This window comes from Actinoplanes oryzae, from assembly GCF_030757795.1.
Lineage (GTDB): Bacteria > Actinomycetota > Actinomycetes > Mycobacteriales > Micromonosporaceae > Actinoplanes.
This window is the reverse complement of the sequence record NZ_JAUQWH010000237.1, coordinates 1-10797: the sequence shown is the minus strand read 5'-3', so window position 1 is coordinate 10797 and position 10797 is coordinate 1. Positions and strand designations below refer to the sequence as shown.

Genomic DNA, 10797 nt, shown 5'->3' with positions numbered 1-10797 from the left:
GGCCCGGCTGCGGCAGTACCGCCGCGACGCCGGCTCACCCAGCTACCGCGCCCTGGCCAAGCTGGTCCACGTGCAGCAGAACTCCCTGTCGCAGATCGCCAACGGCAAGCGCGTCGGCTGGGGACGCGTTTTGCTCTACGTCGAGGCGCTGCGCATGGTCGACCCGAGCGTGGTCACCACGCTGCAACTGGCCGAGCTCAAGCAGTTGCACGACGTCGGCGAGCGCCGCCACGAGATCTTCACGGAGCAGAGCCTGCGGCAGTGGCGGCGCGCAAGGTTCTGGGACCAGGTCGACGCCGTCACCGAAGTCTCCGCGCGTGCCGCGAGCAAGCTACGTCCACCGGGACGCTGGGACACCACCCCCCGGGTCACCGACGTGGCCCGGCTCAACCTCACTCGCCATCTCAAGGACCTTTACGTCCTGCTGCATGAGGTCGCCGCGGGCTTCGACATCGACCTGCACAATCCCAGCCGGTCACGACCCGGCACCACCATCGCCGGCTTCGAGTGGTTCGCAGCGGCCGAGCAGCGTCCCAGCCCCTCGACCCCGCAGGTCCGCCAGGCCGGCGAACTGACCCTGCCGCTGCTGCTCGAAGTCGTCAGGCTGTGCGGTGGCACCGACGGCGACTGCCGGGCCTGGCAGTCCACCTGGGATCGCCTGCATCGTGAGGCCTCCTCGCGCTCGCCGCAGACGGAGCCTGACCGGCCCCCGATCGACCTACTGATCCCGGCCGACGCCCAGGGCCCGAACCCGCCGGGCCGGCATCGGCGTCCCAAGACGCTGGCACGCACTCGAACGGCCCTGGGCATCCCTGCCATCGGCTAGCGCCGCCCGCCGCTGCCCCGGCCGACCTCACCCGGTCGGTTCCACGGCCGAGGCGGCGGTCGCGCCGGGGTCAGGTCTGGGGCGCCCCGGTCCGGCGCAGCAACTCGACCATGCCCGCACCGAGGCTGGCCAGGGTGGCGGTCTGCTCGGCCTGCATGCGCTTGAGGTCGGCCACATCGCCACGGACTTCCGTCATGTCACCACGCAGGCCGGTCACATCGCCACGGATGTCGGTCACGTCGCCACGCAGGTCGGCCACGTTGATGCGGACCTCCGTCATGTCGCGACGCAGGTCGGCCACGTCGCCACGGATGTCGATCACGTTGCCACGCAGGTCGGTCACGTCGCGACAGAGATCGGCCACATTGACACGGACTTCTGTCGTGTCGCGCTGCAGGCCGGACAGTTTCTGATTGTGCTCGCTCTGCGTGGCGGAGATGGCCTTCAAGAGGGTGGTGATCGCATTGACCGTCTGGTTCGTCTCGAACAGATCGGCTCGCTGCTGCTTGCAGCTGTCGCGGTACATGTCCAGCCGTGAATTCACGGTGGCAACGGCGACAAGGAGGTCACTGACTTGGTTACTCACGCGCGGCCTTCCGACGAGCTTCGGCGTCGCAGCAGAAGTTACTGCCCGGCCCGCCGGTCCGGAAACGCTGACGACGTGAGAGCCGAACAGGTCATGGGTCGGCGGTCAACGAGTAATCATGCTGATGGATGATCGGCGTGCGGGGCGACGGCGAGACATCATGTCGTCAGCGGGACGGCGATCGCGCCCGCGAAGGCCGGGCGCTCGGCCTCGTCGAGCATCAGGGCGGCCACCGTCGCGCGGCTGATGCGGGCCGGGAAGAGCCTTCTCGGTACGGCGTCCAGGCTCACCGTTCGGGCCGAGGCGCTCAGCGGCCCGGTCGTCAGCGGGCCCGCGTGGAAGACCGTGCCGCCGGCGCGCAGCACGGCCTCGTCGGCGGCGAGCTTGTCCGGCAGGTCGCCCAGCATGCGCAGCAGGGTGCGGGTGGCGGGACCGGCGGCCGCCGCGGACGGGCCCGTGCCGAACGCCCCGAGCCACACGACCCGCTCGGGTCCGGCCGCGACGATCGCGCGGGCCCCGGCGGTGAGCACGCCCGGGGTGGCGCCGCGGACGTTACCGAGTCCGGAGAGGACGATCTTGCGGCCGTCGAGCGCCGCGGCGACGGCATCGCGGTCGTGGACGTCGGCAGGCACGTGCGGCACCCCGGGCACCGGCGTACGCGAGATCGCGGTGACGGCGTGCCCCCGCCGCAGCGCCTGGCGGACCAGTTCCCGGCCCGTGGCGCCGGAGGCCCCGAGGACGGCGAGTTCCACGGTCACAGGCCCTTCAGCACGTCGAGGGCGGCGGCGTGCAGGCCCGGGGCCGCGGCCAGGTAGCCCGTACTGGCGATCTCCCAGGGGTTGCCGCCGAGATCGGTGACCGTGGCGCCGGCCTCGCGGGCGAGGAGGACGGGCGCGATGTGCGAGCGCAGGTTGTCGAACTGCCAGTGGACGTCCATGCGGCCCGCGGCCACCTGGGCCAGCTGGTGGCCGACCGGCACGGAGGCGCGTACGTACAGGGCGTTCCGCATCATCGCCGCGACGGCAGCGCCGACCCGCTCGGCGTGCGCGGGGTCGCGATCGGGCTTGGCCTGGCCGGTGCCGGTCAGGGCCACTGCCAGGTCGGTCTTGGCGGAGGCCCGCACGGGTACGCCGTTCAGCAGTGTCCCGCCGCCGGCCGTCGCCGTGAACATCTCGCCGGTCGCCGGGAAGTGGACGACGGCGAGCGCGGGCCGGCCGTCGCGGACGAGGCTGACGCCGATGTTCCAGTCGGGCATGCCGTACACCGCGTTGAGGTTGCCGCCGACCGGGTCGACCACCCACCAGTCGCCGGCCGGCATCGGGCCGTCGGCGTGCTCGTCGGTGGTCCAGCCGGCGCCGGGCAGCGCGCCGGTGAGGGCCGGGCGCAGCACGTCGGCGACGGCCCGGTCGTTGGCCTGCAGCGCCGCCGTCAGCTCCTCCGTCGTCGCCGGCCGGGCGCCCCGGACCACGAGAAGTGCCGCCTGCCGTACCGCTTCGGTAGTGCCAGCCAGAAGATCCATGTCCCCTAATCTGCGGGCTCCTCCGGATTAAGTCCAGTGCACTCTCGTTAGGCTAGGATTTACTCCCATGCACTTGGATCTCAACCTGCTCACGGTGCTCGACGCCCTGCTCGAGGAGGGCAGCGTGCAGGGCGCCGCCGACCGGCTCCGGCTCTCCTCCCCCGCGGTCAGCCGTTCCCTCGGGCGCATCCGGCGGCTCACGGGCGACGACATCCTGGTGCGCACCGGGCGCACGATGACCCCGACGCCGTACGCGCTGGCCGTCCGCGAGCAGGTCGCCGGCCTGGTCCGGCAGGCGGCCGCCGTGCTGACGCCGAGCCGCGAGCTGCGCCTGGCGGAGCTCGACCGCACGTTCACGCTGCAGTGCCACGACGCCCTGGCGACCGCCCTCGCCCCGCCGCTGCTCGCCACGATCGGCAGCGAGGCGCCCGGGGTGCGGCTGCGCTTCCTCGCCGAGCCCGCCTTCGACACCGACGACCTGCGCCACGGCCGCACCGACCTGGAGATCGGCGCGACCGGCCCCGGCCTGCCCGAGTTCCGGTCGGAGACCGTGGGCCACGACCGGATCGTCGTGGTCCGGCGCCCCGGTCACCCGTACGCGGGCGACCTCGACCTGGCCGCGTACGCCGCCCACCCCCACGTCCTCGTCTCCCGGCGCGGCCGCCTCACCGACGCGCTCGACGACGTCCTCGCCACCCACGGCCTGCGCCGCCGCGTCCTCGCATCCGTGGCCACCGCCGCGACCGCCGTGCACCTGATCAGCCACAGCGACAGCCTCCTGACCGTGCCGGCGGCGATCTGGCGTCCCCTCGTCGACGCGTTCGGCCTGACCGTGGCGCCGCTCCCCTTCGCCGCTCCGCAGCCGCCGATCGTCTGCACGTGGCACCAGCGCTACGACTCGGATCCGGCCCATGCCTGGCTCCGTGCCCAGGTGAGAGCGGCCCTCGGGACGGTCCGCTGACGGCGGCGGTTGTTCAGGCGTTGGTGTTCAGCCGCCGCGCCCCGACACAAGACAACCTTTCCGGCCCAGCATGACCCCTGTCGACGTGCGGACGGGGGATCGGCGATGACGTACCAGAGGGTTGCCTGGGCAACGGTGACCTCGCTGCTGCTGGCCGCCTGCGGCAGCGAGCCGGCCGGGAACGACGGCCGGGTGCTGCACGACGCGGAGCAGGTCCTCGTGCAGCGGTGCATGCAGCGGGCCGGCTTCGACTACTGGCCGGAGCCCGCGCAGCAGGCGCAGGAGCGGTCGTTCCCCTATGTCCTGGACGACGTGGACTGGGCTCGACGGCACGGCTACTCCTCGTTCCGGCAGCCGGTCGGCGGGGAGTCCAGCGCCAACCAGCGCTACCACGCGAGCCTGCCGACCGGCCGCCGGGCCGCCGCGATCGTGGCCCTCAACGGGCGGGAGCCGACCGGCCTGCGCGCGCGACTGCCCAACGGCCTGCTGGTCGAGCACAGCGACGAGGGCTGCGTCTCCGAGGCGCGGAGCGGTCTCTACGGCGACCTCGCCACGTGGTACCGGGTGACCAAGGTGGCCGAAAGCCTGCCCGGGGTGCGAGCCGGCCTGGTCACCGCGGACGCGCGCTTCACCGCGGCCGTCCGCCGCTGGGCCGCCTGCATGCACCGCGGCGGCCATCCGTACGACAGCCCCGCCGCCCTGCACGCGGCCTTCGCGGACGCGGAGCAGCGGCTGCCCCGGCCGGACGAGACCGAGCTGGCTGTCGCCGAGGCGAGGTGCGCGGGCACGAGCGGGCTGTCGGCCGTGAGCCGCGAGCTGGACAGCCGTTACCAGGACGTCCTGAGTGAGCAGACGCGATCGGATCTCGAGGCCCGGCGACGGCTGCAGAGCCGCGCCCTGCCCCGGGCCCGGGAGATCGTCCGGTCTCGATAGCCGGTCGCCACGAACGCCACGGCGACCGCCGTGGGGAACCTCGGAAGGGAACCATCATGCGCAAGAGGTACGCACTGACGGCCGTACCCGCCCTCCTGGGCGCCCTGGCCGTGCCGGGCACGGCCCTGGCGGCCGATCCGGGAACCGGATCCGGCGACACCGCGAGCCGGACACAGGCCGCACTGGCCGCCGACGGACGCGTCCGGGCGTGGGAGCACGCCAACGGTGGCGGCCGCCACTGCTGGTGGACCGGTCACGACGCGAGCTGGACCGACTGCTCGCCCGGCGGCACGATGCTCAACATCGCCTCTGACCTGCGGAACACCGGGTACGTGGGCGGTCGTGACGAGGTCAACTTCTACTGGGGCCAGGGCTACACCGGAGCCTGGGCCTGCCTGAGCGTCGGCGACTCCTGGAGAAACCTCGACGACGGCTACATCTTCTCCTGGGGCAGCGACAAGGACGGCTACCGCGAGCGGATCAATGACAACATCGCGTCGCACCGGTGGGTCGTGAACTGCGGCGACCCGTCGTAGCGGTCAGCACGGCGAGCGGTACGGACGGCCGGGGAAGTAAGTGCTCCACGCCTCCCGCAGCGGTGCGGGGTCGGTGCGGGAGCAGATCTTCCCGGCCGTCCGGTCCACGCTCAGGTCCCACAAGACCGTGGTCCAGTCTTCACCGCCGGTGGCGACCGTACGGCCGTCCGGGGCGAAGGCCAGCGCGTCGACCGGCTTGTCGTGACCGGTGAGGACCGCCCGCTCGACCGGTCGGCGGGCATCGGTGACGTCCCACAGCCGTACGGTCTCGTCGGAGCTTGCCGTGGCCAGGGTGCGCCCGTCGGGGCCGAAGGCGGCAGCCATCACGCCGTCGGCATAGCCGCCCAGGGTGACCGGTCCGGCCGGGGACCGCGGCCGGGTGACGTCCCACACCCGGAGGGTGCCGTCGTCGCCGCCGGTGGCGAGCAGCCCGCCCCCGGGGGCGAAGGCGACGGTTTTGACGCTCTGCGCATGGGCGTGCAGGACCGCGAGCGACCGGGGCCGGGCCGGATCGGCGAGGTCCCACAACCGGACAGTCCCGTCCGCACCGCCGGAGGCCAGCACAGCGCCGTCGGGGCGGAACTGCACGCTCTCGACGGACCCGGCGTGCCCGGTGATCGTGGCCGCCGGCGTGGGCCGCCCGCCGGCGAACTGCGACAGCCGGATCGTGCCGTCGTGCGAAGCGGCGGCCAGCATCCGCCCGTCGCGGCGGAACGCCATGGCCTCGATCGAGCCGGGATAGCGCAGCCCGGGCAGCGGCGCGCCCGTCGCGGTGGCCCAGAATCGTACGGTGCCGTCATGGGATGCCGAGGCCAGCGTGCCGGTGCCGGGGCGGAACGCCACGTCGTTGACCGGCCCGGCGTGCCCGCGCAGGACGGCGCTCTCCCGGCGCTGGGCCACGTCCCAGAGCCGGACCGTCCGGTCGTAGCTGCCCGTCGCCACGGTCCTCCCGCCCGGGGCGAACGCGACCGCGTACACCGAGCTCTCGTGGCCGATCAGCCGCGAGCCGGGCAGGTCCCACAGCCGCAGGCTGCGATCGGCGCCGGCGGTGGCGAGGCCGGCGCCGTCCGGGCCGACGGCGACCGCGGTGACCCCGGTGGTGTGTCCGGGCAGGACGGTCAGCGCGTGCGGCCGGCGCGGGTCCCGCACCGACCACAGCCGCACGGTGGCGTCGGCGCCCCCGGAGACCAGCGTCCGCCCGTCGGGGCCGAACGCCACCGCCCGTACCGCGTCGGTGTGCCCGTCCAGGGCTGCCAGCTGCCGCGGTCCGCCGGGTCCGGTGACGTCCCACAGCCGCACGATCTTGTCGTCCCCGCCGGTCGCCAGGGTTTTCCCGTCGCGGGTCATGGCCGCGGCGGCCACGCCGGTTCCCAGCCGCAGCAGCCGCGGCGCCCGGCCGGGGTCGCCCCACACCCGTACGGTGTCCCCGGGCCCCACGGTCAGCAGCTGGTCCCGCGGTCCGGCGCCGCCACCGCCGACGTCCCAGCGGCGTACCGTGCCGTCCTCCGCCGCCGCCACCAGGACCGGCCCGTCGAACGCCACGGCCCGCACCGGGCTGGTGTGACCGCGCAGCGCGCGCATCTCCCGGCGGTCGCCGAGATGCCAGAGCCGGACGACGTGGTCCTCTCCCCCCGTGGCGAGCAGCCGACCGTCCGGGCTGAACGCGGCGGACCGCGGCTCGCCCGCCCCGGTGAGTTGCGTCGCGTACGGCGTGGCGAAGCTGCTCAGGACGCTGCTGCGGGCGCCGAGGGTGGGCGAGAGCCGGTATGCGGCCAGGCCGAGCCGGGCGGCGAGGGCCGGACTGGTGACCCGCAGCGCGTCGGCCCGGTCCGCGGCCCACAGCGAGGTGACGGCGTCGCGCTCCCGGGCGGCCGCCCGCGACGCCCGGACCGCGAGCCCGGTCGCCGCGGTCGCCACCAGGCACAACACGCTGAGCAGGGCGACCAGCCGGCGCATCCGGCGGCCGCGGCGGCGGGCGGCCGCCTCCTCGGTGGCTCGCGCGGCGAGGCCGGCGGCGAGGAACTCCGCCTCGTCCGGGCTCAGCCCGTCCCGGCCGGCCGCCCACTCCTCGGCCAGGGCGAGCGGGGTGCCGCGGTAGAGGGCACCAGGATCCCGCCCGGTGGAGCGCCACACCCGGGCCGCCTCGGTCAGCCGGCGGTGGACCCGGAGGGCCTCCCGGTCCTCGGTCAGCCAGCCGTGCAGCCGTGGCCAGCGCCGGATGAGCGACTCGTGGGTGATCTCGATGCTGTCCCGGTCGAGGGTCAGCAGCCGGGCGGCGGTGAGGCGATCGACGACGAGCCGGGTGTCGCGGCCGGCCAGATCGACCTCGTCACGGCGGATGCGGCGCTTGGTGTCCTCGGTGCCGTCGCCGAGCGCGGTGAGCCGCAGCAGCAGGTGGCGAGCCACCCGCTGCTGCTGCGGGGTCAGCGCGCGGTACGCGGACTCCGCGGTGTGCGCGAGGGCACCGTCGATGCCGCCGGCCGCCTGATAGCCGGTCAGCGTGAGCGTGGTGCCCCGGCGGCGGCGCCACGTCTCGAGCAGGGCGTGCGACAGCAGCGGCAGCACCCCGGCGCGTCCGGCGGCGTCCGCGACCACGGTGGCCAGCAGCGCGCTCTCGACGGCGTGACCGCTGCGGACCGCGGGCTCCGAGACGGCCCGGCGCAGTTCGCCCGTGCTCATCGGCCCGACGACCACCTGGGCGTCCCGGAGCCCCTCCACCAGCTCCGGAAAACCGGTGCAGTGCGGGTAGAAGTCCGCCCGCACGCCGAGTACGACCCGACTGGGGCTGCCGGGGGCGGCGGCCGTGGTGAGGGCGGTGACGAACCGGCTGCGCTGCTCCGGATCGGCGCAGAGGGTGAAGGTCTCCTCGAACTGGTCCACGACCACCAGCACCTCGGCCGCCCCGGGCGGGGCGCTCAGCCCCGCCGGCGGGTGCGGCCCCGGCGTGAGCAGCACCACGGCCCGATCCGGGCGCCCCGCGGTCCAGCGCGGGATCAGCCCGGCCCGCAGCAGCGACGACTTTCCCGCCCCGGATGCGCCGAAGACCGCCACCAGCCGCCGCTCGGCCAGCTTGGCGAGCAGCTCCTCCACGAGTCGCTCCCGACCGGCGAAGCGCCCGGCGTCCTCGGGCTGGAGGGCGGCGAGACCGGCGTACGGCGGCACCGTCCCGTCGTCCCCGTCGCCCGCGCCGGCGGCAAGAGCGGCCGCGAGGGCGTGCCAGCGGGTCTCCCACTCCTGCCCGTCACCCTCGCAGGCCCGCACATACGCGAGAGTCACGGCGAGCGACGGCAGCTTGCGTCCGGACGCGGCCTCGGACAGCGCCGCCGCCGAGTAGAACGCCCGCTGGGCGAGCTGCCGGTAGGGCGGGTTGCCCGCCTTGCGCCGCAACAGGCGCAGGTCACCGGCGAACCTCAGCAGCGGCGTGTCCCCGGGATCCAGCTCACGTTCCGTCCTCGGCATGTCATCCCCCCGTCCGACATGCCTCCATTCAGGCCGCTCAACGCATTGATCGCTGTCATTTTGGCGACACGGGCGCCGACGGCGACCGGGGCCGCTCTAGCGTGCGGGCGAGGAGGCAGACATGGACGGCACTCTCTACTCCCGGATCGGCGGCGCGACCGCCGTCACGACCGCCGTCGACGCCCTCTACCGGGCGGTTCTCGGGGATCCGCGCCTGGCGGGCTTCTTCGCCGAGGTCGATCTCGACGGGCTCAAGCGGCACATGGGCGCGCTGCTGAGCCAGACGCTCGGCGGACCGGCCGATTACACCGGCCGCGAGCTGCGCGCCGCGCACGACGGGCTGCACATCGGCGCCGACGACTACGCGCTGGTGGGCGCGTACCTGATCGGGGTACTCGCCGCCCTGCAGGCCGGTGACGACGTGCTCCGCGAGGTACGCGGCATCCTCGGCGCGGTCGAGGCCGACGTGGTGGAGTGAGGCCGGCCGGCGCACCCGGGAGGGGTGCGCCGGCCGGCCGGCACAACGAGGGTCAGCCGCGCACGACCGGGTTGCCGAGCGGCAGCGCGTTGCCGTCGGCGTCGAAGGCGGCCCAGTTCGTCATGTCCGGCTCCTCGCCGGGCGTGACCTTGTGCTCGGCGTAGTTGGGGTGGGTCTTGTCCGGCTTCAGATAGACCTGGTCGAGCGGGAACCAGAAGAGCACGACGTCCGGATCCTCACTCCACTGTGCCGTCTGGGCCGCGACGGCCTCGCCGCGCGACGTGGCGGTGATGGACGCCGCCGGGCCGACGTAGTAGCCGTACATCGGGAAGTTGGTCCCGCCCTCGCCGGTCACCGCGCCGACGCTGTGGAAGCCGGGGCTGCGGTCCGGCCCGGCTTCGTCGAAGTCGTAGACGCACGTGCCGATGACGCCGGCCTCCTCGACGCAGGCGCGGACGCCGAAGCTGATGTCCGGATAGGCCGGGTTGGCCGGGCGGAAGGCCGTCAGCACGATCTCGCCCCTGCCCTGCTTGATGCCCGTCCGCACCGGCGCGCCCCAGCTGCCGTCGGGCGAGCTGGAGGAGGCGGGCCACGCCGCCGCCTGCCCGGCCGGGGGCGCCTGGGCCTGCCACACGGTCACGGTCGATCCGGCGGCCACCACGAGCGCCGCGGCTGCCACGGTCACCGTCGCCAGGCGGCGCTTGAGGCGGAGCCGGCGCCCGGCACCCATGATGTCGTCGAGGGCGGGCGGGAGTCCGTCGCCGGATCCCGCGAGGGCGGTGCGGAAGGTGTCCAGGTCGGTCATCGCGATGCTCCCAGGGGCTCGGCGGGGTCGAGGGTGATGCGCAGCTTGCCCAGGGCGCGGGCGTTGAGGCTCTTGACGGAGCCGACGGCGATGTCGAGCTCGGCGGCGACCTGGTGCTCGCTCAGGTCGAAGAAGTGGCGGAGCACCACCACGGCGCGTTCCCGGGGGGCCAGCTTGGCGAGCGCGTCCAGCAGCCACCGCTGCTGGGTGACGTCGCCGGCCACGTCGTGCCCGGCCGGGCGGTCGGGGATGCGCTCCTGCTCGTACGCCTCCTCGCGCACCGGCCGCCGCCACTGGTCCTTCAGGTGGTTGACCATGACGCGGCGGGTGTAGGCGTACGGGTCCTGCCGGTGCACCCGCCGCCACGCGGCATAGGTCTTCACCAGGGCCGCCTGCGCCGCGTCCTCGGCCTGGGCGGCGTCCCCGGTCAGCAGGAACGCCGCCCTGCGCAGCCGGTGGAAGCTCGCCCCGGCGAAGGCCGCGAACTCCGCGTCACCGCGCGCCATGGCACATCTCTCGATCAGTCATGCACTCTCGACGCGCGGGCCCTGCGAAAAGTTCGCCGGGATGCGGCCCTGCCGCCATTCCCAGTGGCCGCCGGCCTCGAGGTGCTCCACGACGGCGCGCTGGAGCGCGGTGCGGCGCGGCAGTTGGTCGAGCGGCGTGGTCAGGCTGCGGAAGACGAACCGCAGCA

General features: G+C 74.2%; 12 protein-coding genes. 5 read left to right on the top strand and 7 right to left on the bottom strand.

Annotation, left to right across the window (positions count from 1 at the left end; all coding sequences use genetic code 11):
- Positions 1-826, top strand: an 826-nt coding sequence (locus RBH18_RS40860) for a helix-turn-helix domain-containing protein (RefSeq protein ID WP_306215887.1), incomplete at its 5' end; no start/stop codon positions are given.
- A 70-nt stretch (positions 827-896) separates the two neighbouring features.
- On the opposite strand, the gene RBH18_RS40855 is transcribed toward RBH18_RS40860, so the two are convergent.
- The 3 genes from RBH18_RS40855 to RBH18_RS40845 form a co-directional block, all read right to left on the bottom strand.
- Positions 897-1412: a hypothetical protein gene (locus tag RBH18_RS40855; RefSeq protein ID WP_306215886.1), complete on the bottom strand. Its 516-nt coding sequence runs from the start codon at positions 1410-1412 to the stop codon at positions 897-899.
- Between the two features lie 158 nt (positions 1413-1570).
- Positions 1571-2170 (bottom strand): NAD(P)-dependent oxidoreductase, encoded by a 600-nt coding sequence (locus tag RBH18_RS40850; RefSeq protein WP_306215885.1) that lies wholly within the window; start codon positions 2168-2170, stop codon positions 1571-1573.
- The gene (locus tag RBH18_RS40845) at positions 2167-2931 is read right to left on the bottom strand and encodes an inositol monophosphatase family protein (RefSeq protein ID WP_306215884.1); all 765 of its coding nucleotides are present in this window, start codon (positions 2929-2931) and stop codon (positions 2167-2169) included. The genes RBH18_RS40850 and RBH18_RS40845 overlap by 4 nt, the downstream gene beginning before the upstream one ends.
- Before the next feature lie 67 nt (positions 2932-2998).
- On the opposite strand from RBH18_RS40845, the gene RBH18_RS40840 reads away from it, so the two are divergent.
- From RBH18_RS40840 to RBH18_RS40830, 3 genes are all read left to right on the top strand, one after another.
- On the top strand, positions 2999-3892 hold the full coding sequence (locus tag RBH18_RS40840) for a LysR family transcriptional regulator (RefSeq protein WP_306215883.1): 894 nt from the start codon (positions 2999-3001) through the stop codon (positions 3890-3892).
- 105 nt (positions 3893-3997) lie between these two features.
- On the top strand, positions 3998-4825 hold the full coding sequence (locus tag RBH18_RS40835) for a hypothetical protein (protein ID WP_306215882.1): 828 nt from the start codon (positions 3998-4000) through the stop codon (positions 4823-4825).
- A 56-nt stretch (positions 4826-4881) separates the two neighbouring features.
- Complete coding sequence (locus tag RBH18_RS40830; RefSeq protein ID WP_306215881.1) at positions 4882-5361, top strand: peptidase inhibitor family I36 protein; 480 nt, start codon at positions 4882-4884, stop codon at positions 5359-5361.
- A 3-nt stretch (positions 5362-5364) separates the two neighbouring features.
- Here the strand turns inward: RBH18_RS40830 and RBH18_RS40825 are convergent, their stop codons facing one another.
- Complete coding sequence (locus RBH18_RS40825; protein ID WP_306215880.1) at positions 5365-8820, bottom strand: nSTAND1 domain-containing NTPase; 3456 nt, start codon at positions 8818-8820, stop codon at positions 5365-5367.
- Between the two features lie 121 nt (positions 8821-8941).
- Here RBH18_RS40825 and RBH18_RS40820 point away from each other — a divergent pair, with 121 nt between their 5' ends.
- The gene (locus RBH18_RS40820) at positions 8942-9298 is read left to right on the top strand and encodes a group I truncated hemoglobin (RefSeq protein ID WP_306215879.1); all 357 of its coding nucleotides are present in this window, start codon (positions 8942-8944) and stop codon (positions 9296-9298) included.
- Positions 9299-9350: 52 nt separating this feature from the next.
- On the opposite strand, the gene RBH18_RS40815 is transcribed toward RBH18_RS40820, so the two are convergent.
- From RBH18_RS40815 to RBH18_RS40805, 3 genes are read right to left on the bottom strand one after another with little or no spacing between them, the layout of a single operon-like run.
- Entirely contained in the window at positions 9351-10103 is a 753-nt protein-coding gene (locus RBH18_RS40815) for a hypothetical protein (protein ID WP_306215878.1), read from the bottom strand.
- The gene (locus RBH18_RS40810) at positions 10100-10609 is read right to left on the bottom strand and encodes a SigE family RNA polymerase sigma factor (protein ID WP_306215877.1); all 510 of its coding nucleotides are present in this window, start codon (positions 10607-10609) and stop codon (positions 10100-10102) included. The genes RBH18_RS40815 and RBH18_RS40810 overlap by 4 nt, the downstream gene beginning before the upstream one ends.
- A gap of 18 nt (positions 10610-10627) precedes the next feature.
- Positions 10628-10795: a hypothetical protein gene (locus RBH18_RS40805; protein ID WP_306215888.1), complete on the bottom strand. Its 168-nt coding sequence runs from the start codon at positions 10793-10795 to the stop codon at positions 10628-10630.
- Positions 10796-10797: the final 2 nt, after the last annotated feature.

What these genes read in the sequence shown, in the direction of transcription:
- RBH18_RS40845 (WP_306215884.1), bottom strand. Translation starts at nt 2,931, where the DNA reads ATGGATCTTCTGGCTGGCACTACCGAAGCGGTACGGCAGGCGGCACTT.
- RBH18_RS40840 (WP_306215883.1), top strand. Translation starts at nt 2,999, where the DNA reads ATGCACTTGGATCTCAACCTGCTCACGGTGCTCGACGCCCTGCTCGAG.
- RBH18_RS40835 (WP_306215882.1), top strand. Translation starts at nt 3,998, where the DNA reads ATGACGTACCAGAGGGTTGCCTGGGCAACGGTGACCTCGCTGCTGCTG.
- RBH18_RS40830 (WP_306215881.1), top strand. Translation starts at nt 4,882, where the DNA reads ATGCGCAAGAGGTACGCACTGACGGCCGTACCCGCCCTCCTGGGCGCC.
- RBH18_RS40825 (WP_306215880.1), bottom strand. Translation starts at nt 8,820, where the DNA reads ATGCCGAGGACGGAACGTGAGCTGGATCCCGGGGACACGCCGCTGCTG.
- RBH18_RS40820 (WP_306215879.1), top strand. Translation starts at nt 8,942, where the DNA reads ATGGACGGCACTCTCTACTCCCGGATCGGCGGCGCGACCGCCGTCACG.
- RBH18_RS40815 (WP_306215878.1), bottom strand. Translation starts at nt 10,103, where the DNA reads ATGACCGACCTGGACACCTTCCGCACCGCCCTCGCGGGATCCGGCGAC.
- RBH18_RS40810 (WP_306215877.1), bottom strand. Translation starts at nt 10,609, where the DNA reads ATGGCGCGCGGTGACGCGGAGTTCGCGGCCTTCGCCGGGGCGAGCTTC.